Consider the following 25,383-nt stretch of genomic DNA (forward strand, 5'->3'; position numbering starts at 1 on the left):
TACTGGCCGATCGAGCCCTCTCAGCCGGACGACCAGGAGGGGATGACGATGATTGAGCAGTACCGGCCCGAGCCGCCGTTCCTCGTGATCATGGCCGGTTACGTGATCGACCTCCATCACCGCAACGTCTGCCGCCTGTGCCGGCCTGACGGGACGTGCCCGAAGCTCGCCGAGGCCGCCGAACGCCTGACAGCCTGGCGGCAACGGACGATCAGATGAGGCTCCATGCGGCCGACCTCGTGCTGGTTGACCGGTCCGCGAGCCCGCAGTTCGTGGTGCCCATCAGATTCCGGCTGATCCGGGTCCTGGACCGCACCACCACCTACGACGGCTGGGCGTGGCTCGACGGGTACCAGGTGAACCGGACCGGCCAGGCGATCGCCCGTCGGGAGATCTACGTGCAGCCGGAGAATCTCCGCAAGCTCACGGACCCGGCCGCGGTCGGCCGTTCGTCCCTGATCGGCGGCTGAGCCCAGATCCTCTCGATCGCCTGATGCTGTGTAGTCGTCGACGGGTCGATGCGACTACTCACCTGATCAAGCGGTTCCGTGCGATTCCGTGTCCCCCGCGTCAGGCGGGGTACACCGGGGCGGCCGGTTCGCGCGTGATGGAGGTCGCCCATGTCGCAGGGTCCCGACGAGGAGAACCTGAGGATCGAGGAGGAGGCGCGGGAGGCCGAGCACCGGCTGGCCGCGCTCGGCGACCGGTCCGAGGACGCGCTGACCGACGAGGAGGCCCGGGTGTCGGATAACGCCCGCACCGAGCAGGACGCCGGCTAGGGCCGGCCCGAGCAGAACGCCGGCAGAGAAGCCGGCCCGAGCCGGGCCGGCCCCTCTCGACGGCAGGGGTCAGGCGGCCTGGTCCTTCGGGACCGGGAGCACCACGCCCTCGGCAGCCGACCGGTGCGCCAGCTCGATCAACTCGACGGTGGCGACCGAGTCCCGCGGATCCACCGGCATCGGGGTGCCGTCCCGCAGCGCCGCGGCCACCTGCTGGTAGAAGCTCTGGTACGAGCCGGGCTCGGTGGGCACCGGCCGCAGGTCACCGTCGACGCCGAGCAGGCCGTACCGCTCCGGCGGAACCTCGCCCCAGCCCGGCTGGTCCGGCCGGCCACCGTCGTGCAGCGCCGCTTCCTGCACGTCCAGCCCGTACGTCGTGTAGCCGGCCCGGTCACCGAGCACCCGCAGCCGGGGCCCGAGCTGAGCGGTGATCGCGCCCATCCAGAGGTGCGAGTGCACCCCGTTGGCGTGGGTCAACGCCACGAACGCGTCGTCGTCGACCGCGGCGCCCTCGCGGCGGCGGTCGACCTCGGCGTAGACGCGGTCGACGGCACCGAAGAGCTGTACGGCCTGGTCGATGAGGTGGGCGCCGAGGTCGAAGAGGGCGCCTCCGGCCTCCTCGGGGCCGGCAAGCTCCCGCCAGCCCGGCTTGATGGTCGGGCGGAACCGCTCGAACCGGGACTCGAAGCGGAGCACCCGCCCCAACTCGCCCTGCTCCACGAGGCGGCGTGCGGTCAGGAAGTCGCCGTCCCACCGGCGGTTCTGGAACACCGTCAGCGGCACTCCCCGGCGGTCGGCGTCCTCGACCAGCGCCCGACTGTCGGCGGCGGTGGGTGCCAGCGGCTTGTCGACGACGACCGGCAGGCCGGCCGCCACCGCCGCCCGGGCCATCGGCACGTGCAGCCGGTTCGGCGTCGCCACCACGACCAGGTCCAGCGCGTCGGGCGTACGCCACAGCTCGTCGGCGTCGTCGACCAGGCGGGCGTCCGGGTGGTGCTGCCGGGCCTGCTCACGCTTCTGCGGATCGCGGGTCATGATGGCGTCCAGCCGCAGCCCGGGCGTCGCGGCGATCAGCGGTGCGTGGAACACCCGGCCCGCCAGCCCGTACCCCAGCAGACCGACCCGCAGCGCCTCCGCCATGCCGTGCTCCCGTCTCCCGGTCCGCGCCCTGGTGGCGGCGGTCCCGGTGATCGAATCTACGCCCCGGTCGGCCCGGTCCGGCCCGCGCCCGGCGCTGCTCAGCTGGCCGGGTCGGCGCGCAGGTAGGTGAGCACCGCGAGCACCCGGCGGTTGGTGTCGTCGCTGGGCGGCAGGTCGAGCTTCAGCAGGATGTTGCCGACGTGCTTGCCGACCGCCGCCTCCGTGACGTGCAGCCGGGCGGCGATCGACGCGTTGGACCGGCCCTCGGCCAGCAGCGCCAGCACCTCACGTTCCCGGGCGGAGAGCGCGGCGAGCGGGTCACGCGGGCGGTGCAGCAGCTGCCGGACGACGTCCGGGTCGATGGCGGTGCCGCCGGCCGTGACCCGGTGCAGCGTGTCGACGAACTCGGCGACCTCGGCCACCCGGTCCTTGAGCAGGTAACCCACCCGCTGGCCGTCGCCGCTGTCCAGCAGCGCCGCGGCGTACCCGGTCTGCACGTACTGGCTCAGGACCACGACCGGGAGCTGGGGTCGCTCGGCGCGCAACGCCACGGCGGCCCGCAACCCGTCGTCTCGCCGGCCGGGCGGCATCCGGATGTCGGTCAGCACCAGGTCCGGCCGGTGCGTGCGGGCCGCGTCCAGCAGCTCCGGAGCCGAGCCGACGGCGGCACACACCGTGAAGTCGAATCGGGTGAGCAGCCCGACCAGCCCCTCGCGCAGCAGCACCTCGTCCTCGCCGAGCACCACCCGGGTCAAGGACGACATGGCAGCTCCACCCGGACCAGGGTAGGCCCGCCGGGTGGGCTGGAGAGCAGCAGCCGGCCGTCGGCGGCGGCGACCCGGTCGGCGAGGCCGGTCAGGCCGGTGCCCCGGGTGGGGTCGGCGCCGCCGCGGCCGTCGTCGGACACCTCGACGACGAGGTCTCCGCCGGTCCGGGCGAGGCGTACCTCGGCGCGGGTCGCCCGGGCGTGCCGCGCCATGTTGCCCAGCGCCTCCGACACCACGAAGTAGGCGGTGGTCTCGACGATCTCCGGTAGCTCGCCGTCGAGATCGGCCCGTACGGTGACCGCGACGGTGGTCGCGTCGGCCAGCTCGCGTGCCGCACCGGCGAGACCGAGGTCGGTGAGGCTCTGCGGCCGGATGCCGTGCACCAACTGCCGGAGCATCACCATCAGGCCCCGGGCCTGGTCGTGCGCGACGGCCAGGGGCCGGGCCGCGGGGGAGTCCTCGGGCACGTCCAGCCGGGCCAGGCCCAGCTGGAGGGTGAGGCTGGTCAACCGGGGTTGGGCGCCGTCGTGCAGGTCGCGCTCGATCCGCCGCCGTTCGGCCTCGTACGCGCCGACCAGCCGGGTCCGGGACCGGGCGACCTCGCGAAGCGCCGCCGCGTCGACCGGCCAAGCCAGCGCCCATCGGGTCACGGCGGCCTGGGCGGCGGCGAGCAGCCCGGCCGCGTACCAGAGCACCGGGATGAGGAGCACACCCACGATCGCGTACGGGACCGCCTCGCCGGGGCTGTCCACCGTGCGCCAGATGACGACGGGCTGGTTGGCGTCACCGGCCAGCCAGGGGCTGGTGACCATCCCGAGGTCGAGCAGCACCACCAGCAGCAGCACCCAGTACGCGATCGGCACGAACCCGCCCAGCCAGAACAGGTACGCCACCTCCCGCCACCCGGCGGCGGTGCGGTAGCGGGCGGCCAGGCCCGGCCACGGCGACGCGGGCAGCGGGCGGCCGTCCACGAGGCCGAGCCGCCATCGCTCGACGGCGGCCACCGGGAAGCTCACAAGCGGCGCCAGCGCCAGCAGGACGAGGCTGCCGACCGTCAGGAACAGCAGGAGCGGGACCTCCGGCGGCCGGCCCTGCAGTCGTACGCCGTTGACGGCTGCCAGCAGGGGCGCGACGACGACGAGCAGCCCGACGGCGAGCACACCGGCGACCGGCACGGTGCTGACCAGGTAGACCAGCGCGCGCCAGGGCCAGGCGGAGACCAGCCAGCCGCGGCGGCGCAGCGCCTCGGCCAGGTGGCGGGGGTGTTCCGGGGTCATGACGCAGACGCTAATCGCCGCGCCCGGGTCGACCCAGCCGTCCAGATCCACTCCTGGGGTATGCCCAGCCCTACCGTCGCCGCCCGGACCGAGGCGGGCTGCGACGGGGTGTGGTGTGGCCGGAAACGGGAAGAACGCGCCGTCGCGCGATCCGCGTGACGTGTGCTGGCGGTGGCTGGAGAGACATGGGTGCCAGAACCTTCGTGGTGGTCGGCGCTACCAGCGGGCTCGGCCTCGCGGTGGCCCGGCTGCTGGTCGACGAGCACCGGGTGGTGGTGCTCGGTGACGTCGCGGCCGAGATCGCCACGGTGACCGACGAGCTGGGCTGCGCCGGGGCGGTGTGTGACGTCTCCTCCCACGAGCAGGTTCGCGACACGTTCGCCGAGGTTGTCGAGCGTTACGGCACGATCGACGGGGTGGCGGCCTGTGCGTCGATGTGGGCGGGTGGCGACCTGGCGGACCTCTCCGTGGAGCACATCCGGCGGGCCGTGGAGATCAACGTTCTGGGCGTCACGTACGTACTCCGGGAGGCGTTGCAGCACCTGCACCGGCAGGGCCACGGGAACATCGTGTACATCGGCGCGATGGCGGTGACGTCCCCCCGGCCCGGCATCCCGGTCTACCGGGCGACCAAGAGCTACGGCAGCAGCCTGGTCGAGTCGCTGGCCGAGGCCCAGCACAGCAACCAGATCAAGGTGATGCAGCTACATCCCGGGCCGATGCCGACCCGGCTGCAGGAACGGGTCGGCGCCGAGTTCCTGGACGAGGTGTACGCCCGTCCCGATCAGGTCGCCACCGAAGTCGTCCGGCTGCTGCTGCTCGAACCCGGCGATCTCTACGTCTCGGGAGAGCGCGTGCTGCGCGCGGACGGGCGGTGGTGACGGCGGCGGCCGGACCCGCCGACCGTCCGACCTCGGTGTGGGCGCCCCTGCGGACCGCCGTCTACCGCAACCTGTGGCTGGCTCTGCTCGCCGCCAACATCGGCACCTGGATGCAGACGGTCGGCGCGCAGTGGCTGCTGATCCACCACTCCAACGCCTCCACCCTGGTCGCCCTGGTCCAGACCGCGAGCCTGCTGCCGGTGCTGCTGCTGGCACTGCCCGCCGGCGTGCTGGCCGACAACTTCGACCGCCGGCACCTGCTGATCGCCGTACAGCTGTTCCTGGTGGTGGTGGCGGTGGCGTTGACCCTGCTCACCGTCACCGACCGGATGCCGCCCGCGCTGCTGCTCACCCTCACGTTCGCGTTCGGGGTCGGGCAGGCGCTCACCCTGCCGGCCTGGGCGGCGGTGATCCCGGAGCTGGTGCCGCAGGACCAGCTCCGGGCGGCCTCCGCGCTCGGTTCGATCAGCGTGAACATGGCGCGGGCGGTCGGGCCGGCGGTGGCCGGCGTGTTGATCGCCCAGACCGGCGTCGCCCCGGTCTTCGCGCTCAACGCCATCGCGTTTCTGATCTTCACGTACGCGTTGGCGCGCTGGAAACCGGGCAACGCCCGCGCGGTCGAGGTGCCCGAGCGGTTCACCGCGGCGCTGCGTGCCGGCAGCCGCTACGTACGGCACTCGCCGACTGTCCGCCGGTTGCTGCGCCGTGCGCTGGTCTTCGTGATCCCGGCCAGCGCACTGTGGGCGCTGCTTCCGCTGGTGGCCAGCCGCCGGCTCGGGCTGGGTTCCGGTGGGTACGGTCTGCTGCTGGCAGCCCTCGGGGTGGGAGCCATCGCGGGTGGCCTGCTGCTGGCCGTGATCCGGACCCGGCTGTCGGCCAACCAGCTGCTGTTCATCGCCGGGGTGCTGTTCACCGCCGCGCTGACGGTGGTCGGCACGGTGCGGGTGGTGCCGCTGGTGCTCATCGCCCTGCTGCCCGCCGGGTTGGCCTGGGTGACGGTGCTGGCCAACGTCAACGCCGAGATGCAGGTCTTCCTGCCGAGCTGGGTGCGAGCCCGAGGGCTGGCCGTCTACCAGGTCTTCTTCGCCGGCGGGCAGGCGGTGGGCGCGTTCGTCTGGGGTCTGGTGGCCGACCTGGCCGGGCTGGTGGTGGCCTTCCTCGCCGCGGCGGTGTTCATGCTGGTCGGCACCGTGACCAGTCGGGTCTGGCCGCTGCCGGACCTGCCGACGGTGGCCCGGGATCCGGCCAGCTACTGGCCCCAGCTGCACCTGGCGCACGACCCGGACCCCCGGGTCGGGCCGGTGCTGGTGATCGTGGAGTACACCGTCCGGCCGGAGCGGACACAGCCGTTCCTGGCGGCGATGGATCTGGTGCGCGGCGCCCGCCAGCGGACCGGCGCGATGCGCTGGGGGCTGTTCCGGCCGGCCGAGACCACGGACCGGTTCGTCGAGGTGTACATGGTGCCGTCCTGGGGCGAGCACCTGCGTCAGCACGGCGGCCGGTTGACGAGCGAGGACCGCCAGGCCGAGGAGCGGGCCCGGGAGCTGACCGACGGCGAACCGGAGGTGCGTCACCTGGTGCCGGCCGCAGCCGGCCCGACGCTGACCGACGACCGGCAGGCGCTCTGACGTTGGCAGCGGTCGGCAGGTGGCGTACGACGTACGGCCGCGTTGCTAGGATGACCGCACCATGGCGAGTGAGCGCAAGGCGACCGCGGACCCGGCCCGCAGCCTGGCCATCCTGTGGCGCACCCGCGAGCCGACCAGCCGCAGCGCGGGGCCGGGGCTCAGTGTCGACCGGATCGTCCGGGCCGCCGTCGCCATCGCGGACGCCGAGGGCCTCGACGCGCTGACCATGCGCCGGGTCGCCGAGGCGCTGGGCGTCGGCACCATGTCCGTCTACACCTACGTGCCGGGCAAGGCCGAACTCGTCGACGTCATGATCGACACCGTGTACGGCGAGATGCCCCGCGCCGCCGTCGCCGGCGACTGGCGGGCCCGGCTGGAGCGGATCGCCCGGGACAATCTCGCCCTCTACCGGCGACACCCCTGGATGCTGCGGGCCGAGACGACCCGACCCGTGCTCGGCCCCCACCTGGTGGGCAAGTACGACCACGAGCTGAGCGCCGTCGCCGACATCGGGCTCACCGACGTGGAGATGGACGCGGTGCTCACCCTCGTCCTCGGGCACGTGAAGAGCGCCGCGCGCGCCGCGTCCGAGGTAGTCGACCTGGAGCGGGAGACCGGCATGACCGACGGCCAGTGGTGGCAGTCGCACGCGCCCTTCCTGGAGAGGGTCATGACGGCCGGCAGCTACCCGACCGCCGCCCGGGTCGGCACCGCGGCGGGCCAGCAGCACGGCGCCGCGTACGGGCCGGAGTACGCCTTCGAGTTCGGCCTGCAACGGGTCCTGGACGGCATCTCGGTGGTGGTCGGCGAGCGGGCGGCCGGCTGACCCAGGCAGCCCGACCCGCCGCGACAGACGGACTGGCGGGCCCGGGAAACCGACCCGGCTCCGGCCCTGCGGGTGGTACGACTGGAGGCGGCGACACCGGGGGCCTGGAAGGATGGCGATGGCGCACGGGCTTCCGGGGCGGCGGCACGACGACGTCGTGGAGTTGCGGGTGCATGGCGTCTCCGGGGCGGGACCGGAGCGGGTGCTCGACCAGGCACACGTGCGGCAGGTCGCCGGTGACCGCAGCGGCGGGTTCCACCGTCCCGACCCGCAGGCCGACGACACCGACCCGGACGGGGTCACGCTGGAGGCGTACCGGTGGGGCGACCTGCCCTCCGGCACCGTGGCCCGGACGCTCTCCCTGGTCTTCCTGCTGCCGTTCATGCTCAGCAACCTGGCGGTCTGGATGAGGCCGACGGGTCGGTGGAGCGGCCCCGGCGTCACCGTCCTGTGCCGGCTCCTCGCGCTCGACCTCACCGTGCTCTACGTGCTGTCGACGGCCGGTGTCGCGCTCGACCTGCTCGGATGGCGCTGTCTCGGCATGGCCCGCTGCCCGGCGGGGCGTGGAGGGCTCGCCGGGCTCGACGGCTGGTCGATCGGGCAGCGACTGGCGGTGCTGGCTCTGCTGCCGATTGCCGCCATCGGACTTCTCCGGCTGCTCGGCGCCCGTCGGCGCCGTCCCGTCGACAACTCGCTGTGGGCCGTCGAACCACTCGTCGGACGGCTGCGGGCGATCCACGTCGCCGCCGCGCTCGCCGTGGTCGACCTGGTGCTGCTCGTCGCCCGGTCGGCCGGCGGCCGGACGACCGCGACGACCGTGCTGCTCGCGCTCACCTGGGCGGTGCTGCTCGCCTGCGTCGTTCTGCTCGGCGTGCCAGGGCTGGTGGACGGGGCGGCGACCGCCCGGCCGGCCGGGCGGATCGCCGGCGCGCTGCGCCTGGTGGCGTACGGCCTGAGCGTGGCCACCGTCGCCACCGTGGCTCTGGACCCGCGGGGCTGGCCGTCGTCGACCGGGCTGCCGGGGTACGGGCGGATCATCGGCTCGGTGTCGATCGTCCAGATGACGCTGCTCGTGGCGCTCGGCGGGCTGGCGCTGTGGGATCCCGGTCGGCGGGTGCCCAGCGGCGCACCACGGTACGGGCTGGGCGCACCGGTCATCGCGGCCATCGCGGTGGGCCTGGCCGGAGCGTTCTCGGCAACCCTGGTCTACTGGAGCGGGACCCTGCTCGGCGGCTCCGCCGGGCAGCCGCTGGCGTACAACTGGACGATCCTGGCCTTCTTCCTGCACGTCGTCACGGGGATGGTGGTGTGCGGCGCGATGACGCTCGTCTCGCGGCGCAGCCGTTGGCGTGCCGCGGTGGCGATCACCGGCCGGGACTTCCCGACGGCGCCGCCGGGGGTCACCGAGTGTCGACGCCGGGTGACGAAGATGATCGCCCGGGCCCGCTTCACCGAGCGGCTGGGACTGCTCGCCGTGACCTACGCGTCGCTGGCGGTCATCGGATTGATCACGAGTCTGCTGGGACAGTTCCGGCTCGAGCCGGACCAGTTGGGGCGGCAGTTCCTCGGGTTGCCAGCCGGGTTCGTCGGCGTCGGCCTCGCCGTGGGCAGCTACTTCGTCGCCGCCCTGCTGCTCGCCCTGCTCCTGGGCGGGCTGTTCGCGTACCGGACGGCGTGGTTCCGCCGGTACGTCGGGGTGCTGTGGGACCTGGGCACGTTCTGGCCCCGGGCCGCCCACCCGTTCGCGCCCGCGAGCTACGCCGACCGCGCGGTGCCCGAGCTGGCCGACCGGATTACCCAGCTCACGCAGCGGCACGCCGGGGTGGTGCTGTGCGGGCACAGCCACGGCTCCGCGCTGCTGGCTCTCGCGGTGCTGCGGCTCCCGACGGGGGTGCGTGAGCGGGTCGCGCTGCTCACCTACGGGTCCCCGTTGGACCGCCTGTACGCCCGGCTGTTCCCGGCGTACCTGAGCGAGGAGGTGCTGCGCCAGGTGGGGGAGCGGGTCGGGTGGCGGTGGCTGAACCTGTGGCGGGACACCGACCCGATCGGTGGCTGGATCTTCGCCGCGCACCGGCCCGGCGATCCGCCGCTCGACGGGACCAACCCCGCCGCGCGGGTCGATCGGCGGCTGCGGGATCCGCGGGACCTGCCGGCGCGGCCAGGGGGGCGCCGGGCGCCGCCGCTGCGGGGGCACCACCCGGGCGAGTCCGACCCCGAGTTCCGGGCAGCGGTCCGCGAACTCGCCGGTCGACTACGCGACCAGGACGGTGCCTGAACGGTCGCCGATGGATCCGGGCCGTTCGGGGCCGGCCCTCACCGGTCTTCCGGCAGCCGTTCGGACTCCGCGACCACGGCACGGACCTTGCGCAGGGTGGCGTCCGGCGAGCGGATCGCGGCACGCCACCGGTCCAGCGTCCGGGTGAGCACCCGGACCACGAACTGCAACTGGTTGACCTGCTCGCGCAGCACCCCCAGCTCCGACCGGGCGCTCAGCGCCTCCTCCTCCAGCTCGGAGATCCGGGTCTGTAGTGGTTGCACCAGGGTGAGGGCGGCCTCGGTGAGGGTGTCGGCGGCGTCGGCCTTGAACTTGCCCCGCTGCACCACGACGGTGGCGATGGCGGCCAGGCCGGTGCTGCCGCCGAGGATGCCGAACACGCTGAGCGCCACCTGCAGCCACGGGGGTGCGTCGGGCGCCGGTGTGGAGATCAGTGACACCGCCTTCTGCGGTTCGACAGCCAGGCACTGGCTGGCCTGGGCCAGCCGGCGCAGGTCGATGGCGATCTGAGCGGCCCGCCACAGCGACCCGACGGCGAGCGCGGTGATGAACGACGCCGCGGCGATGGCCTGCCGGCCCGACACGACCAGCAGCGCCATCGTGTACATGCCGCTGATGGTGCCGAACACCACGACCGAGGCGAGCCCGGTGGCGAGCCGGCCGGGCCACAGGATGCCCAGCAGGCCCCCGACGCCGACCAGGACCAGACCGATCTCCCAACCGATCTGGATCGGCACCGGCATGGCCATCCGGACCGAGGTCGGCCGGCCGCCGAGCAGGAGCAGCAGAGCACCGCAGACGGGAGCCATGGCCAGTGCGGCCACCTCGAAGGGTTGGTGCCGGGACCGGATACGCAGGTACCCCACGGCGACTCCTTGGTCGAGGACCGTCGTCAACCACCAGCGGCCGTTGGGCTGCCGGTGGATCGATGGTGACCGCGGTGCGGTCCGTGCGGCGAAGCCCGACGGTGGTGACGGTGCATGTGGACGGTCGATGGTCGAGGAGGTGAGCGACTCGCCGTCGTTGGCTGGCCGATATCTGCCTGTGTAGCACCGATGAACTGCTAGCGTCCACTTTGTGTAACGTCATATATATCCGCAGGTCAGAGCCCATTTCGGTGGTTGCCGGCCCCGGGCGGCGCGGTATGGGCCCCGGCCGACCGGGCCATGTCGACGAGTGACGGTATGTGTCGGATATCTGACTTTTAGTCACGTGGCCGCGGTCGACCCGTCGCTACCGTGCGAGCAGCGCGCGTAGCGCCCGGACCACCTCCGCGGGCGCCTCCTCGGCCATGAAGTGCCCGCAGGTGACGGTCTGGTGCGACAGGTCCGGCGCCCAGGCCCGCCACAACCCGGCCGCGTCGTAGCCGAGCGCCGCGCCCCAGTCCTGCTGCAGCACCGTCACCGGCATCCGCAGCTGGTTGCCGGCCGCACGGTCGGCGGTGTCATGGGCGACGTCGATCCCGGCGGACGCCCGGTAGTCGGCGACGATCGAGGTGACCGCGGCCCGGGACGCGCCCAGGTACGCGGCCCGCACGTCCGCCGGCAGGGCCCCGGGATCGCGGGTCCAGGCGTCCAGGAAGTGGCCGAAGAAGGCGTCCGGGCTGCCGCCGATCAGCTCCTCCGGCAGGCCGGGCGGCTGCGCCATCAGATACAGGTGGAAGGCGACGGCGGCGGTGGCGCCGTGCAGCACGTCCCACATGTCCAGGGTGGGCAGCACGTCGAGCAGGGCGAGCTGGCTGATCGCCTCCGGATGGTCGAGACCGGCGCGGAACGCGACCAGGGCGCCCCGGTCGTGCCCGGCCAGCGCGAAGCGCTCGTGGCCGAGCACCCGGGCCAGCGCCACGATGTCGGCGGCCATGGTGCGTTTGGCGTACCCGCTGCCGTCGACGTCGACGGGTTTGTCGCTGTCGCCGTAGCCGCGCAGGTCCGGGCAGATGACCGTGTGGTCGGCGGCCAGGTCGGCCGCGACGTGCCGCCACATCAGGTGGGTCTGCGGGAAACCGTGCAGCAGCACGATCGCGGGCCCGGAGCCGCCCACGGCGACGTTGAGCGTGACGCCCTCGGCGACGGTGACCCGCCGGTAGTCGAATCCGTTGATCCTCAGGTCCACGGTGAACCTCTCTGGTGAGCAGGGGGCCGGCGGGGGCGGTGGCCCGACGCCGTCGTACCTGGTCGAGCCTGCCCCCGGGTGATCAGCAGGCGGTCAGCGGCGAATCAGTGCCGACAGGCCGGGGCCGGCCGGGTCGACCCACCTAGATTGGTGCCATGACCAGGCGGCGGCACCCGTGGCGGTGACCTTCGGCGTGCTCGGGCCGGTGACCGCCGCGACCGAAAATGGCCCGGTCCCGCTCAAGGGGCCCCGCCAGCGCACGGTGCTGGGCCGGCTGCTGATCGCCCGGGGCCGGGTCGTGCCGGTGGACCGGCTCGTCGACGACCTGTGGGAGGTACCCCCGGAGGGCGCGGTCGGCGCGATCCGGACCTTCGTCGCCGACCTGCGCCGGGCACTGGAGCCCGACCGGCCGCCGCGGCAACCGCCCCGGCTCCTGGTGACCGAACCACCGGGGTACGTGCTGCGAGCCGCCCCGGACGCGGTGGACGCCGGACGGTTCGAGGCGGCGGTCAGCGAGGCGGGCCTGCTGCTGGCGGCGGGACTGCCCGCACCGGCTCTGACCGCGCTGGACGCGGCGCTCGGGCTCTGGCGGGGGCCCGCGTACGCCGACTGCGCGGGTGAGGTCTGGGCCGTCGCGGAGATCAACCGGCTGGAGGAGCTGCGGATGCTCGCCGTCGAGCGGCGGGCGGAGGCGCTGTTGGCGCTCGGCCGGCCGGACGAAGTCGCCGCCGAACTGCCGGCCCACCTCGCCAGCCATCCGCTGCGCGAGGACGCCTGGCGGCTGCTCGCGGTGGCCCGGTACCGCTCCGGTCGACAGGGCGACGCGCTGGCCGCGCTGCGCCAGGCCCGGGACGTCCTGGTGACCGAACTGGGCGTGGACCCCGGGCCCGAGCTGCGGCGGCTGGAGGCCGACATCCTGGCCCAGGCGCCGCACCTCACCCCGCCCAGCCTGGAGGTGGCCGTCCCCGTTCGACCCGGCGGGCCGGGATCGGTGTGGGAGCGTCCGTTCGTCGGCCGCGACACCGAGCTGGACCGGCTGCGACGGGCCGCTGAGACCGCCGCCCTGCGCGGCCAGCCGACCCTCGTCCTGCTCAGCGGGGACCCGGGCGCCGGCAAGACGGCACTGGCCGAGACGCTGACCCGACGGCTCGCCGCCGAGGGTTGGGCGACGGCGTGGGGCCGCAGCCCGGAGTACGAGGGCGCCCCGGCAGCCTGGCCGTGGACCCAGATCACGGATGCGCTCGCCGGACCGACCGACCCCAGCGGGGGCGCTGGCTCCGGCGGCGCGGTCGATGGCACCGGGGCGGCGAGCGATCCCGCCGTCGCCCGGTTCCGCCGGCACCGCGCGGTGGCGTCGCTGGTCTCGGCGGTCGCCGACCGGCGGCCGGTGCTGCTGGTCCTCGACGACCTGCACCGCGCGGACGGGGACACCCTGGACCTGCTGACCGCGCTGCTCACCGGCCCGCAACCGGCCACCGGACCGGTGCTGATCCTCGGCACCTACCGGGCCACCGAGATCAGCCCGGAGTTGACCGCCGCACTGGCCCGGGCGGCCCGGCTGGAGCCGGTACGGGAATACCTCGCCGGCCTGTCCACGTCGGCGACCGGTGAACTGGCCCGCGTCGTCGCCGGGACCGAGCTGGACCCGCCCACCGTGCGGTTGATCCACCACCGCAGCGGCGGCAACCCCTTCTTCGTGCGGGAGCTGGCCCAGCTGTACGCGGCCGAGGGCGGCGGAGCCCTCGCTGCGGTGCCGCCCGGGGTGCGCGACGTCATCCGGCATCGGCTGGCGCAGCTACCCGCGCCGACCCGCACGGTGCTGCGGCAGGCGGCGGTGCTCGGCCGGGACCTCGACCCGGAGGTGCTCGGCGCGCTGGCCAGCGACCCCGCGACCCTGCTGGACGCCGTGGACCGTGCGTTGCAGGCCGGCTTCCTCAGCGAACAGGAGCCTGACGGGCGGCTGCGGTTCACCCACATTCTCGTCCGCGACACGCTCTACGCCGACCTGTCCGCGCCGCGCCGCGCTGCCCTGCACGCGGCCGTGGCGGAGGCGCTGCGAACGCGCCAACCCACCGATCCCGCCGCGCTGGCGCACCACCTGCTGCACGCTGGTGGACCGGCAGCCGCCCGGCGGGCCGCCGGCTACGCCCGTACCGCCGCGGAACACGCCGAGCGGGCCGGCAACCCGCACGAGGCGGTCCGGCTGTGGACGCAGGTGGTCGACGCGTACGACCGCGCCGGCGGGAGCGAGCGACGCGAGCGGCTGGGCGCCGTGCTCGGCCTGGGTCGCGCGCTGGCCGTGACGGGCCGGCTGGCCGAGGCGCGACGGCGCCGGGCCGAGGCGATCGCCGACGCCGAGTCGGTCGGCGACCCTCGCCTGGTCGCGGAGGTGCTGGCCGGCTTCGACGTGCCCGCCATCTGGACCCGCAACGACGACGACCGGCTCTCCGGGCGGATCGTCCAGGCCGCCGAGCACGCCCTGACCGCCCTCGGCCCGACCGGCTCGACGCAGCGTAGCCGGCTGCTCAGCACCCTCGCGCTGGAGTTGCGCGGCACCACCACCGACCGTGGCCGCCGGGCAGCCCAGGAGGCCGAGGGGATCGCCCGGGCCGCCGCGGACCCGGGGCTGCTGGCCTTCGCGCTCAATGCCCGCTTCATGCACGCCTTCCACCGCGCCGGCCTGGCCGGTGAGCGGGCCCGGATCGGCGCCGAGCTGGTCGACCTGGCCGCGCGGCACCAGCTGGTGACCTTCGAGGTGCTGGGCCACCTCGTCCTCGTGCAGGCCCGCTGCGCGCTGGCCGACCGCGCCGGCGCCGACGCGCACGCCCGCGCCGCCGACCGCCTCGCGGAGCGGTACGAGCTACCGCTGGTCGGTGTCTTCACCCGGTGGTACGCCGCGCTGCGGCTGGCGCTGGCCGGCGAGTATGCCGCGGCGGCGGACGGGTACCGGGCGGCGGTCGACCGGCTGCCCACCGACGCGATGCCGGGCCTGACCCGGGGACTGCTCCCGCTCGCTCTGCTCGGGCTGCGCCTCGCCGCCGCCGTCGACGCCGAGCGGTCGGCAGCCGGGCCGGACGGCGTCGTCGACCGGCCCGTCACCGGGCTCCAGGGCGAGGACTGGGCGAGCCTGGACTGGGGCCCCCACGAGCCGTGGGTCCGACCGCTGCTGCTCGTCGCCGCCGGTGACCGGGACGCCGCCGGAGTGGCCCTGCGGGCCCTCCCGGACGGTCCGCACGACCTGCTGCGGGAGGCACGGCTCTGCGTCACCGCCCGTGCGGCGCTCGCCCTGGGCGACCGGGCCACGATGGAGCGCGTCGCCGCCGAACTCCGGCCGGCCGCCGAGGAACTGGCCGCCGGCAGCGGGGTGCTCACCGTCGGCCCGGTGGCCGGGTACCTCGCCGGCCTGGCCGAAGCGCTGGGCCGCGACGACGAGGCGGCCGGGTACCGCCGTACCGCCCGCGCGGTCACCGCCCGGGCCCGCGCCGCCACCTCCCCGGCCTGACCACAGGCGGCGGAGTCATCGCCGGCCGGGGCGACTTGCCGGTTCCCCGGGAACCGACCGGCAGGGTGCGGTCAGATGGAAACCAGCGGCGCCGCCGCCGTCCGCCGTGGATCAAGGGGGTACGCGTGGAGGTGCTCGTCCTGATCGTGGTGCTGGGCGTCACCGTCCTGGTCGGCACCACGCTCGGCGGCCGGTACAGGGTCGCGCCACCGGTCCTGCTCATCGCGTTCGGGGTGCTGCTCGGGCTGGCGCCGCCGCTGTCCGAGCTGACCCTGGAGCCGGACCTGGTACTGCTGATCTTCCTGCCGGCGATCCTCTACCGGGAGAGTCTCACCATCAGCCTGCGCGAGATCCGGGCCAACTTCCCGGTGATCGGGCTGCTGGCCGTGGTGCTGGTGGTGCTCACCATGGTCACGGTGTCGCTGACCGCGCAGGCGTTCGGGGTGAACCCCGCCGCCGCCTGGGTGCTCGGGGCGGTCCTCGCGCCGACCGACGCCGCCGCGGTCACCGGGCTGGCCAAGCGGCTGCCCCGGAAGCTCCTGACCACGCTGCACGCGGAGAGCCTGATCAACGACGGCACCGCGCTGGTGCTCTTCGCGGTGACCGTGGGCCTGCTCACCAAGGAAGCGGAACCCGGCGCGCTCGGGATCGGCGAGGAGTTCGTCGGGGCCAGCGCCGGGGGAGTGATCGCCGGCCTGCTGGTCGGCGCCGCCGTGGTGCTGATCCGCAAACGGCTCGACGATCCCCTGCGCGAGGGCGCGCTGAGCGTGCTGACGCCGTTCGCCGCGTTCCTGCTCGCCGACGCGGTGCACGCCAGCGGGGTGCTGGCGGTCGTGGTCGCCGGCCTGATGCTGGCCTACGCCGGCCCCCGGGTGATCCGCGCCCGGTCGCGGGTGCTGGCGTACGCGTTCTGGGACCTGTCCACGTTCCTGATCAACGGTGGGCTGTTCGTCCTGCTCGGCACCCAGATCCCCCGGGCGGTGAGGAGCATCACCAGCGCCTCGCCGCAGCGCGCGTTGACGATCGTGCTGCTGGTCACCGTGGTCGTCCTCGTCACCCGGCTGCTCTTCGTCTACCTGACGGCGGAATCGGTGAAGCTCGTAAACCGGCGAGTGGTGATGAACGTGAGCCAGGGTCGGGGCGGCTGGCGGGTCGGCACCGTCGCCGGCTGGTCGGGTTTCCGGGGTGCCGTCTCGCTCGCCGCCGCCCTGGCGGTCCCGGCGACGACGGTCTCCGGTCAACCGGTGGCCGAACGCGACCTGATCATCTTCGTCACCTCGCTGGTGATCGTGCTGATCATGCTCGTTCAGGGCACCACCCTGCCGGTGGTGGTGCGCTGGGCGGGGCTCGCCGGCGATCCCGAGCGGGCCGACGAGTTGCGGCAGGCAGGCCTGCGGGCCACCGAGGTGGGCCTGGCCGCGCTGCCCCAGGCCGCCGCCGAGGTCGGCGCCGACGAGGAGGCGGTCCGCCGGCTGCAGGACGAGTACCAGCGACACCTGGAGGACGCCAACGAGGGCTCTGGGCGTACCGCGGAGGAACTCCGTCTGGAACGCCAACTGCGCCTCGCCGTCCTCGACCACAAACGGCGGGAGATCACCCGGTTGCGCGACCGTCGGGAGATCGACGACCTTGTGCTGCTCGACCTTCAGGCGGCGCTGGACAACGAGGAGATCCGGCTGCTGGGCCGCGAGTCCACAGAATGATCGCGGCCGCCCGGATCCGCGATGGGCGGCGGAGCGACGGATTGGCGACACTTCCCGGGCCGCGCATGGGGCGGGTGGCCACCCCGCCGCCGGGTACGGTGGAACCGATTCGGCGTTCGTCGATGCGTTCGGCCCCGCGAGGGGATGCTCATGACCAGCGGGGGGACGGAGGCCGACCTGCGGGTGGTCACCGAACGGGAGTTCCTCGACGAGCTGACCTCGGTCACCCGGGAGCGCGGCGGCACAGAATTCCTCTACCTGATGGCGCAGGGTGACGGCGTCATCGGGGTGCAGTGGGAGCAGCCCGGCGTCGACCATCTGCGCCGCTACCGGGTGCGCGACCCCGGCGGCCCGGCCTGCCCGCACTGCGCCATCTTCGAAGCGGTGCTGGCGCTGTCGCCCGTGCTGCCACTGGACCTGATGCGGACCGCCCGCACCCGACCGCACTACGAGACGGTGCTACGCACCGGCCGGCTGCCCCACCTGGCGTTCGCCCGGCCGGTTGGCCAGCCCGGGGGGAGCTGGCTCGCCGACTGCCACGCGGTCACCGGCGACCCGCACACCGACGCCGACTGCTCGCGGCACGCCGTGCCCGCACCGAGCGGCGACCCGCTGGATCTGCGCCTCGAGTCGCTGCCCCGGGCGATCCGGCAGCTGTACCCGCACGACGCCGCCGCGACGGCGGACCTCCAGCAGCGGCTGCGGATCGCCCAGGACTGGCGGGCCGACGCGCAGGCCGTCGCGAGCGGATTCCGTGCGGCGGCGGCGACCTGGGCGTTCCTGCGCAACTCCTGCGTCCTGGGCGTGCCGGTGCCCGGTGCCAACGGTCTCGTCCTCACCCTCCCGCCGGGCCGGACCCCCGACGACCGACCGCTGGCCGAGCTGCACGCCGCGGCGGTACGCGCGCTGCCAACCGGCGGACGGGTGGCGTATCAGGAGCGGGCCTGCCTGGTGCCGGAGTCGGCACCGGGGGCGCAGCGGATGCCGTCGTACTCCGGCGCGCTGGACCTGACCGGTGCGGCGCCGGTGCGCACGCTGCGGCTGCCGGCGCCACGCCGGCCGCTGAGCACCACCGGCCGGGGCGTGCTGCTGCTCTACGAGGCCCGGCACGCGATGGGCCGGCACGTCGCCAGCGCGCCGGAGCGGGACGACGCCTACTGGGAATCCGAGGCGGCGTTGAACGTCTTCGAGTTCACCCTGTTGGAGCGGGTGGCCGGCCGGCACTACCAGGAGGCGGTGGCCGCCTACCTGCAGGCCCTGCGCCGGGAGGGTGACCTGCTCGCCCGCCCGCACAAGGTGCTCGACCGGCGTCACCGCAAGGCGTTGTCGCTGGCTTTCGGCGGGCTGGACGACGAGGAGCTGCACCTGTGGGCGTCGGTCGCCTACCGCAACGCCATCCTGGTGCTGCTCGGCGACCTGAAGGCGTTCGCCGCACACCTGCGCCGCCAGGCCGCCTGACGCGAAGGAAGGGCACCTTGTTAACGCCTCGTGTATAGGAAGGGCCCCTTCCTAACGGTTCAGAGCACCTGGGCGAGGAACCGGCGCAGCCGGGGATGCTCGGCCCGCTCGAAGATCGCCTCCGGCGGCCCCGACTCCAGCACCACGCCCCGGTCCATGAAGGCCACGGTGTCGGCGACCTGCCGGGCGAAGCCCATCTCGTGGGTGACCACCACCATGGTCATGCCCCCGGCGGACAGGTCGGCCATCACCCCGAGCACCCCCTTGACCAGCTCCGGGTCGAGCGCCGAGGTGGCCTCGTCGAAGAGCATCACCTCCGGCCGCAGGGCCAGCGCCCGGGCGATCGCCACCCGCTGCTGCTGGCCGCCGGAGAGTTGCGCCGGCCGGGCGTCGGCCTTGCCGGCCAGCCCCACCAGCTCCAGCTGGGCCCGCGCGACGGCCTCCGCCTCGTCCTCCCCGAGCTTGCGCAGCCGGCGCAACGCCAGGGTGACGTTGCGCACCACGCTCATGTGCGGGAAGAGGTTGAACTGCTGGAAGACCATGCCCACCCGCTGCCGCAGCGCGTCCGGGTCGTCGCGCAGCACGCTGCGCCCGTCCAGCAGCACGTCGCCGCGGTCCGGCTCGATCAGCCGGTTGATGGTGCGCAGCAGAGTGGACTTGCCCGACCCGGACGGCCCGATCACGCAGGCCGTCGCGCCCCGTGGCACGGCCAGGTCGACGCCGCGCAGCACCCGGTTCGGTCCGAACGCGAGGTGCACGTCGCGTACGTCGAGGCTGACCGAGGTGGTCGTGCTGGCGGTCATCGCCGGTCCCCTTCCGTCGCGCCGGTCAGCGCCGACTCGGTGTCGTCCTCGTCGGCCGGCGCGGTGGCCGGCCGGCCGTGGCGCAGCCGCCGGTCGATCCAGTTGACCGCGTGCGTCAGCGGAACGGTCAGCGCCAGGTAGCAGAGCCCGGCCAGCAGCAGCGCGGACTCGTTGCCGGTGGTGGCCGCGTAGTCCTGCCCGATCCGGAACAGCTCCCGCTGGCTGGCCACCAGGCCGAGGAAGTAGACGAGGCTGGAGTCCTTGATCAGCGCGATGAGCTGGTTCACCCAGGCCGGGAGCACCCGCCGGATGCCCTGCGGAATGATCACCATCCGCATCGCCTCGCCCCAGGAGAAACCGAGCGCCCGGGCTCCCTCCAACTGCGCGGCCTCCACCGACTGGATGCCGGAGCGGAAGATCTCCCCGATGTACGCCGCCGCGATCAGCGACAGCGCCAGAATGCCCAGCGGGTAGGGGTCAGGTCCCCAGACCTGCATGCCCAGCGGCGCGAGCCCGACGCCGATCAGCAGGATCGTCGCCGCGGCCGGCAGCCCCCGGAACACGTCGGTGTAGACCCGCGCCGGCCAGCGCAGCCATGGGCTGCGGGAGATGCCGGCGACGGCCAGCAGCAGGCCCAGCACCGAGCCGAGCAGGGCGGCGGAGACCGCCAGGATCAGCGTGTTGGGCAACCCGACGGTCAGCATCTCGGGCAGCGCCTCGCGCATCGCGTCCCAGTCGAAGAAGGTCTCCCACAGGGTGCTCAACGGATCCATTGGTCGCCTCTCCTACCGCCCCGCTCGCTCGTCACCGGGTGTCTCAGGACGCGGCCGACGCCGACGCCGACGGTGCGGCCGGCACGGTCACCGTTCCGTTGCCCGGGCGGAAGTCCGCCGGTACGGGCCGACCCGGGTAGTACTGCGCCTGCAACCGGCTCCAGGTGCCGTCCGCGATCACCTCGTCGAGGCCCTTGTTCAGCGCCTCCCGCAGTTTGTCGCCGCCCTTGGCGACGGCGTACGCGGTCGGTGCCGGGCTGAGCTGCTTGGCCGCCACAGTGATCTTGCCGTTGCTGTCGGCCGCCGACGTCTCGCCGATCTCGGCCGGGGCGATCCACGCGTCGGCGGTGCCCGCCTTGAGCTGGTTGATCGCGCCGTTGTAGTCCGGCACCCGGACCGGGTTGAGCTGCTCGCCGGTGGCGTAGTCGTCCTGGACGGTGCCCTGCACCACCACGACCCGCTTGCCGGCGAGCTGGTCGAAGCCGGTGATCGGCGAGCCGGCCGGCACGTCCAGGCCGAAGTAGCCGAAGTCGTAGCCGTTGCCGAAGTCGACCGTCTTCTTGCGCGCCTCGGTGATGGTGATCGAGGAGCTGCCGACGTCGAACTTGTGGTTGTTGACCTGGGAGAGCAGCGCGGAGAAGTCGGTGCCGACGAACTCCACCTTCAGGCCGAGCTTGCTGGCCACCGCGGTCAGCAGGTCGTTGTCGAAGCCGGTGAACTTGCCGTCCTTGAGGTACACGTTCGGTGGCGCGTCGGTCAGCGTGCCGGCGCGCAGCACGCCCGGCTGCGCCAGACCGTACGGGTTGGCGGCGGCGTCGGACGAGGTGTCGTCGCCGCACGCGGTGAGCGCGGTGGCGGCCAGGATCGTGGCCGCGCCGAGGGCCGCGGCGCGGGTCAGGGCAGGAAGGAATCGCACAGGTGTCTCCGAAGTTTGCGCAGCGGCGGACGCAGATGTGCGCCGCCGACGGTGCGCCCGGTGGGCGTACCGCTGGGATGGGTTCGGGAAGGGGTGCGCTAGTACGCGCGGCCGCGACAGGCGGCGCTGCACACCCGCATCAGGTCCACGTGCCGCCTGCGGGTCAGTGCCGGTGTCGGCCAGCCGGTGCGGGAATCCGCGGCGTCGGCTGATGGTGTGGTGCTGAGGATGCGCATGGCTCTCCCGGGTCTGTGCTGACCTGGGTGCCAGGCCACGCTTGCACCGACGTCGTGCCGGTGCCTGGTCTTCACCCGGGGCACCCCACCGCGGAGGAGGGTTGCCGGCCAGCGAGCCGGGGCTTCGCGCTGGCGCTCATGACCTGCGCCGAGGCTAGCAGCCCGGGGAGGCGGATCGTCCAGTCGTTATGACCACGCTCACCGTCCGCGACTGGCGTCCGGTCGGCAGGTCAGCTGGCGTGCACGTGCGGACGGCGGCGCGGGTCGGGTTCCTGGCGGCGCAGGATCTCCCGGGTGACCGGGGCGATCTCGCCGTGGCCGAACGCCAGGTAGCGCAGCAAGTTGCCGCCCGGGTTGCCCTCGGTCCACTCGAAGTAGATGTGCGGGCACCGCCCCGCCCGGTCGCGGATATCCAGCAGCAGGGCGGCCACCGCGCTGGGCACCGCGGAACTGGCGAGGCTCAGCACCGGGTACCGGTCGTGCTCCACGCTGCCACGGATCAGCAGCTCGGTCTCGAAGTCCGACGGGTCGGTCACCGTCACCTCGACGAAGATCACCGCGCTGTCGGCCGGGAAGTCGTTGTCCGCCACGATCTGGGCGAGCTTGTCGCGGTACTCCGCACGGTCCCGGGTGGCCGGCTCGTGCGCGATGAGGCGGACGCGGCGCCCGCTGCACTCGTCGATCAACCGGGTGGCCTCGGCGTCCAGCTCCACCCGGTCGACCCGCAACTCGAAGGCGCGGAACAACCGGGACAGCAGCGACACCACGATCATCCCGCCGATGAAGCAGGACGCGATCTTCACGCCGTCGGGACGTTCCACCACGTTCGCCGCGGTGGTGTAGACGAAGGCGATCGCGATGATCCCGAACGCGACCGTCCGGCCACGCTGGCGCCGCCGCCGCGCCGCGAGGGTCACCGCCGTCGCCGCCGAGGTGATCAACACCAAGACCCCGGTGGCGTACGCGCCGCCCTGCGCGTCCACGCTCGCCCCGAAGGCGACCGTGATCAGAAACGCCACCGCGGTGAAGACCAGCACCAGTGGCCGTACGGCCCGGGCCCAGGTCGGCGCCATGCCGTAGCGGGGCAGGTAGCGGGGTACGAGGTTGAGCAGCCCGGCCATCGCCGAGGCCCCCGCGAACCAGAGGATGCCGATGGTGGACAGGTCGTAGACCGTGCCGAACACCTCACCGAGGTTCTCGTGCGCCAGGTAGGACAGCGCCCGGCCGTTCGCCGGCCCGCCCGGCTGGAACGCCTCGGGCGGGATCAGGACGGCGGTGGTCACGCTGCTGGTGATCAGGAAGACACTCATGATCGCGGCCGCGGTGGTGAGCAGCCGGCGGGCGCCGCGGATGCGGCCCAGCGGGCGGTCCTCCGAGTCCCGCCGGTCCCCGCGGATGTGCGGCATGACCGCCACCCCGGTCTCGAAGCCGGACAGGCCCAGCGCCAACTTCGGGAACACCAGCAGCGAGAACCCGATCACCAGCAGGGGATCCCCGTGGCTGGTGGTCAGCGCGCTGGTCCAGTCCGCGACCGCGCTCGGGTGCGTCACCACCCGCCACAGACCGTCGGCGATCACCACCGCGTTCAGTGCCAGGTAGACCGCGACCAGGACGACGGCGATCCCGATGGCCTCACCGAACCCCTTGAGGAACACCGCGCCGAGCAGCGCCACCAGCAGCAGCGTGACCAGGACCTCGTGTCCCCTGAGCGCGCTGGGCCAGAACGGGTTCTCGTCGATGTGCGCGGTCGCGTCGGCCGCCGAGAGGGTGATGGTGATGATGAAGTCGGTGGCCGCGAAACCGAGCAGCACCAGCACGAACAGCTTGCCCGGCCAGTAGCTCAGCAGGCGTACCAGCATCGCGATGGAGCCCTCGCCGTGCGGGCTCTCCACCGCCACCCGCCGGTAGACCGGCAGCGCACCCAGCAGGGTCACCAGCACCAGCACCAGGGTCGCCACCGGGGAGAGCGCGCCGGCGGCCAGCGCGGCGATGCCCGGTTGGTAGCCGAGCGTCGAGAAGTAGTCGACGCCGGTCAGGCACATCACCTTCCACCACGAGTGGTGGCGATGTTCCGGCGGGCGCCCGTGCGGGCCGTGCCGCTGCGCCGCCTGCTCCGAACCGCCGTCGATCAGCCAGGCCCGCAGTCGACCGGCCCGGCGGCCGGCGCGCCTGTCGACCTCCATCGGCGCTTCCCCCGTCGTCCGCCCACGGTCACCGCGAGTATCCGCCAGCGGACCCGGGCCAGTCCGCCAGTGCGGGGAACCCGCCCGCCCGGGCACCCGCGCGGACGGCGCGTCGCGGGGTTTCGGGTCGTGGTCACGGGGGAAGCAGCGCCTCCCGGCGTCCCGCCCCGAACATGCCCCGGGCGGTTCGGGCAGTCGCCGGTTGGTGCGTCCGGGGAGGGAGCGGGTCATGGTCGGCGGCCGTCGGTTCCGCCCGGGCGGTGGCTTCGGCCGCCGGCTCGACGAGCACGAGGTCCGCGTCGGCCAGCCGCCGCGGGTAGAGCCGCCCACGCCGCCCACCGGCGGCCTGGTGGACAGTGCCGTCTACATCCGCGGGCACCGGTTCGCGTCGCCGGGCGGCCTCGCCGAGACGTACCGCTGCCTGCAGGAGCAGAGCGACGCGATGGCCTGGATCGGGTTGTACCGGCCCGACATCGACCAGATCACCTCGCTGGCCCGGGAGTTCCGGCTGCACGACCTGGCGGTGGAGGACGCGATCAACGCCCACCAACGGCCCAAGCTGGAACGGTACGGGCACACGCTCTTCGTGGTGCTGCGCGCCGCCCGTTACGACGACCTGCGGGAAGAGGTCGAGTTCTCCGAGCTGCACCTGTTCATCGGGCCCGGGTTCGCGGTCACCGTCCGGCACGGTGAGGCACCGGACCTGGCCGCGGTGCGGCGGCGGCTGGAGGCGGACGCGCAGATGCTCGCCCAGGGCCCGGAGGTGATCCTGTACGCGATCCTCGACCAGGTGGTCGACGGGTACGCGCCGGTGGTGGCCGGGTTGGAGAACGACATCGACGAGATCGAGACCGAGGTCTTCGGCGGCGACCCGAACGCCAGCCGGCGCATCTACGGGCTCAGCCGCGAGGTCATCCAGTTTCAGCGGGCCGCCCGTCCGCTGCTCGCCGTGCTCGACGCGCTGGCGGCCGGCGCCGGCAGTTACGGCACCGACGAGGAACTGCGCCGCTACCTGCGGGACGTGACGGACCACCTCACGCAGGTGGTGGAGCGGGTGGACGGCTTCCGGCATCTGCTGCAGAACATCCTCACCGTCAACGCCACCCTCGTCTCGCAGCAGCAGAACGAGGAGATGCGCAGTCTCACCGCGGCCAGCTACGCGCAGAACGAGGAGCTGAAGAAGGTCTCCTCGTGGGCGGCGATCCTGTTCGCCCCCACGCTCATCGGCACGGTGTACGGGATGAACTTCGCGCACATGCCGGAGCTGAACTGGCGCTACGGCTACCTGTTCGCGCTCCTGCTGATGGCCCTGGTCTGCGGCAGCCTCTACCTGATCTTCAAGCGGCGCGGCTGGCTGTGACCGGACCGGCGAGGGTCACTCGATGCCGCGCAGGATGTGCCGTTCGTCCTCGCTGTCGTCGTCGCCGGCGCTGATCCGGCCGAGCAGCACGGCGGCGGCCCAGATGGTCAGGGGCGTGGCCGCTCCGGTCATGCCGCCGCCGGTCTGGTCGTCCCGGGTCTGGTTCCGCTCCGTACGCGGTGGCCTGCGCTGAGCCTGCATGGGCACTGCCTCTCCTCGTCGAAGCCGCCCCGGGCGGCGCGACGTGCGCCCGCGCCTCCGGCCGGGCCACCCACGTGCGGGCGGATCTCCACCGGTACAGCAGCCATCTCGCACCATCCCACGCCCGGGCTCGTCCGTACCCCTGGTTTTCAATTTCCCGACTCTCGCCGCCCCGGGGCGACGCTCACCAGTGGTGCGGCTGCGCCCGCCCCGACGCCCGGCTGAACCACGGTCAGCCCAGGAGATCCCTCTTGACGAGTGCGGCCAGTTCCTCGAGTGGGGTGTCGCCGTCGCAGTCAAAGAGATGCACTTCGCCCTTCGGCCCCTTGATGTGAACTTCGATCCGCTTGTCCGGCCGCTTCAGCGCGACAGCGCGGAACGCGCGGGCGATCCGCAGCACAGTTTCTGGTCCCTGCAGGAGCGAGACGAATGTCGCCGCGCCGGTGGCGCCCGTCACGATGAGTTCGACGATGCTGCCCCTCGGCTTGGGCCTCTGGCGGGCAGCCCCGGACGTGACCAGCTCGCTCGCCAACTCCGACGGCACGCAAAGGTAGATCATGTTT

22 protein-coding genes and 1 riboswitch are annotated in these 25,383 nt (G+C 73.4%); of the genes, 11 read left to right on the plus strand and 11 right to left on the minus strand.

Annotated elements, in window-relative coordinates; genetic code table 11:
* The first annotated feature begins 42 nt into the window (after nucleotides 1-42).
* From ACWD5O_RS04430 to ACWD5O_RS04440, 3 genes are all read left to right on the plus strand, one after another.
* Nucleotides 43-219, plus strand: a complete 177-nt coding sequence (locus ACWD5O_RS04430; protein WP_354966014.1) for a hypothetical protein — start codon at nucleotides 43-45, stop codon at nucleotides 217-219.
* The gene (locus ACWD5O_RS04435; RefSeq protein WP_450084556.1) at nucleotides 216-470 is read left to right on the plus strand and encodes a hypothetical protein; all 255 of its coding nucleotides are present in this window, start codon (nucleotides 216-218) and stop codon (nucleotides 468-470) included. The genes ACWD5O_RS04430 and ACWD5O_RS04435 overlap by 4 nt, the downstream gene beginning before the upstream one ends.
* A 150-nt stretch (nucleotides 471-620) precedes the next feature.
* Complete coding sequence (locus ACWD5O_RS04440; protein ID WP_354966012.1) at nucleotides 621-779, plus strand: hypothetical protein; 159 nt, start codon at nucleotides 621-623, stop codon at nucleotides 777-779.
* A gap of 69 nt (nucleotides 780-848) precedes the next feature.
* Here the strand turns inward: ACWD5O_RS04440 and ACWD5O_RS04445 are convergent, their stop codons facing one another.
* The 3 genes from ACWD5O_RS04445 to ACWD5O_RS04455 all read right to left on the minus strand — a co-directional run bounded on the left by ACWD5O_RS04445 (nucleotide 849) and on the right by ACWD5O_RS04455 (nucleotide 3,963).
* Entirely contained in the window at nucleotides 849-1,919 is a 1,071-nt protein-coding gene (locus tag ACWD5O_RS04445) for a Gfo/Idh/MocA family oxidoreductase (RefSeq protein WP_354966011.1), read from the minus strand.
* A 98-nt stretch (nucleotides 1,920-2,017) separates the two neighbouring features.
* A complete protein-coding gene (locus ACWD5O_RS04450) occupies nucleotides 2,018-2,683 on the minus strand; it encodes a response regulator transcription factor (protein ID WP_450084557.1) in 666 nt (221 codons plus the stop codon).
* On the minus strand, nucleotides 2,671-3,963 hold the full coding sequence (locus ACWD5O_RS04455) for a sensor domain-containing protein (protein ID WP_450084558.1): 1,293 nt from the start codon (nucleotides 3,961-3,963) through the stop codon (nucleotides 2,671-2,673). Before ACWD5O_RS04455 ends, ACWD5O_RS04450 begins: the two co-directional genes overlap by 13 nt.
* Before the next feature lie 185 nt (nucleotides 3,964-4,148).
* Here ACWD5O_RS04455 and ACWD5O_RS04460 point away from each other — a divergent pair, with 185 nt between their 5' ends.
* The 4 genes from ACWD5O_RS04460 to ACWD5O_RS04475 all read left to right on the plus strand — a co-directional run bounded on the left by ACWD5O_RS04460 (nucleotide 4,149) and on the right by ACWD5O_RS04475 (nucleotide 9,573).
* Nucleotides 4,149-4,844 (plus strand): SDR family NAD(P)-dependent oxidoreductase, encoded by a 696-nt coding sequence (locus ACWD5O_RS04460; protein WP_354966008.1) that lies wholly within the window; start codon nucleotides 4,149-4,151, stop codon nucleotides 4,842-4,844.
* Nucleotides 4,838-6,472: an MFS transporter gene (locus ACWD5O_RS04465; protein WP_450084559.1), complete on the plus strand. Its 1,635-nt coding sequence runs from the start codon at nucleotides 4,838-4,840 to the stop codon at nucleotides 6,470-6,472. Before ACWD5O_RS04460 ends, ACWD5O_RS04465 begins: the two co-directional genes overlap by 7 nt.
* A gap of 61 nt (nucleotides 6,473-6,533) precedes the next feature.
* On the plus strand, nucleotides 6,534-7,298 hold the full coding sequence (locus ACWD5O_RS04470) for a TetR/AcrR family transcriptional regulator (protein ID WP_450084560.1): 765 nt from the start codon (nucleotides 6,534-6,536) through the stop codon (nucleotides 7,296-7,298).
* A 118-nt stretch (nucleotides 7,299-7,416) separates the two neighbouring features.
* On the plus strand, nucleotides 7,417-9,573 hold the full coding sequence (locus tag ACWD5O_RS04475; RefSeq protein ID WP_450084561.1) for a hypothetical protein: 2,157 nt from the start codon (nucleotides 7,417-7,419) through the stop codon (nucleotides 9,571-9,573).
* A 38-nt stretch (nucleotides 9,574-9,611) separates the two neighbouring features.
* Here the strand turns inward: ACWD5O_RS04475 and ACWD5O_RS04480 are convergent, their stop codons facing one another.
* A complete protein-coding gene (locus ACWD5O_RS04480) occupies nucleotides 9,612-10,439 on the minus strand; it encodes a hypothetical protein (protein ID WP_450084562.1) in 828 nt (275 codons plus the stop codon).
* Between the two features lie 367 nt (nucleotides 10,440-10,806).
* Nucleotides 10,807-11,685: an alpha/beta fold hydrolase gene (locus ACWD5O_RS04485; protein WP_450084563.1), complete on the minus strand. Its 879-nt coding sequence runs from the start codon at nucleotides 11,683-11,685 to the stop codon at nucleotides 10,807-10,809.
* A 175-nt stretch (nucleotides 11,686-11,860) separates the two neighbouring features.
* On the opposite strand from ACWD5O_RS04485, the gene ACWD5O_RS04490 reads away from it, so the two are divergent.
* The 3 genes from ACWD5O_RS04490 (at nucleotide 11,861) to ACWD5O_RS04500 (ending at nucleotide 18,348) form a co-directional block, all read left to right on the plus strand.
* Nucleotides 11,861-15,187, plus strand: coding sequence for a BTAD domain-containing putative transcriptional regulator (locus ACWD5O_RS04490; RefSeq protein WP_450084564.1), 3,327 nt, complete (start codon nucleotides 11,861-11,863; stop codon nucleotides 15,185-15,187).
* 125 nt (nucleotides 15,188-15,312) lie between these two features.
* Nucleotides 15,313-16,890 carry a Na+/H+ antiporter gene (locus tag ACWD5O_RS04495; RefSeq protein ID WP_450084565.1) on the plus strand — a complete coding sequence of 526 codons (1,578 nt, stop codon included), beginning with the start codon at nucleotides 15,313-15,315 and terminating at the stop codon, nucleotides 16,888-16,890.
* A gap of 150 nt (nucleotides 16,891-17,040) precedes the next feature.
* Complete coding sequence (locus ACWD5O_RS04500; protein ID WP_450084566.1) at nucleotides 17,041-18,348, plus strand: hypothetical protein; 1,308 nt, start codon at nucleotides 17,041-17,043, stop codon at nucleotides 18,346-18,348.
* A gap of 59 nt (nucleotides 18,349-18,407) precedes the next feature.
* Here the strand turns inward: ACWD5O_RS04500 and ACWD5O_RS04505 are convergent, their stop codons facing one another.
* The 4 genes from ACWD5O_RS04505 to ACWD5O_RS04520 form a co-directional block, all read right to left on the minus strand.
* Nucleotides 18,408-19,151, minus strand: coding sequence for an amino acid ABC transporter ATP-binding protein (locus tag ACWD5O_RS04505; RefSeq protein WP_354965998.1), 744 nt, complete (start codon nucleotides 19,149-19,151; stop codon nucleotides 18,408-18,410).
* Nucleotides 19,148-19,924: an amino acid ABC transporter permease gene (locus ACWD5O_RS04510; RefSeq protein WP_450084567.1), complete on the minus strand. Its 777-nt coding sequence runs from the start codon at nucleotides 19,922-19,924 to the stop codon at nucleotides 19,148-19,150. Before ACWD5O_RS04510 ends, ACWD5O_RS04505 begins: the two co-directional genes overlap by 4 nt.
* Before the next feature lie 43 nt (nucleotides 19,925-19,967).
* The gene (locus ACWD5O_RS04515; protein WP_450084568.1) at nucleotides 19,968-20,840 is read right to left on the minus strand and encodes an ABC transporter substrate-binding protein; all 873 of its coding nucleotides are present in this window, start codon (nucleotides 20,838-20,840) and stop codon (nucleotides 19,968-19,970) included.
* A 268-nt stretch (nucleotides 20,841-21,108) separates the two neighbouring features.
* Nucleotides 21,109-21,220: riboswitch (SAM riboswitch) on the minus strand.
* Between the two features lie 86 nt (nucleotides 21,221-21,306).
* The gene (locus ACWD5O_RS04520) at nucleotides 21,307-23,259 is read right to left on the minus strand and encodes an amino acid transporter (protein ID WP_450084569.1); all 1,953 of its coding nucleotides are present in this window, start codon (nucleotides 23,257-23,259) and stop codon (nucleotides 21,307-21,309) included.
* Nucleotides 23,260-23,488: 229 nt separating this feature from the next.
* On the opposite strand from ACWD5O_RS04520, the gene corA reads away from it, so the two are divergent.
* Entirely contained in the window at nucleotides 23,489-24,619 is a 1,131-nt protein-coding gene (gene corA, locus ACWD5O_RS04525) for a magnesium/cobalt transporter CorA (protein ID WP_450084570.1), read from the plus strand.
* Between the two features lie 15 nt (nucleotides 24,620-24,634).
* Here corA and ACWD5O_RS04530 read toward each other — a convergent pair whose 3' ends face one another.
* On the minus strand, nucleotides 24,635-24,826 hold the full coding sequence (locus tag ACWD5O_RS04530; RefSeq protein ID WP_354965993.1) for a hypothetical protein: 192 nt from the start codon (nucleotides 24,824-24,826) through the stop codon (nucleotides 24,635-24,637).
* A 226-nt stretch (nucleotides 24,827-25,052) separates the two neighbouring features.
* The gene (locus tag ACWD5O_RS04535; RefSeq protein WP_450084571.1) at nucleotides 25,053-25,379 is read right to left on the minus strand and encodes a hypothetical protein; all 327 of its coding nucleotides are present in this window, start codon (nucleotides 25,377-25,379) and stop codon (nucleotides 25,053-25,055) included.
* Nucleotides 25,380-25,383: the final 4 nt, after the last annotated feature.

The organism is Micromonospora sp. NPDC005161 (assembly GCF_053599855.1).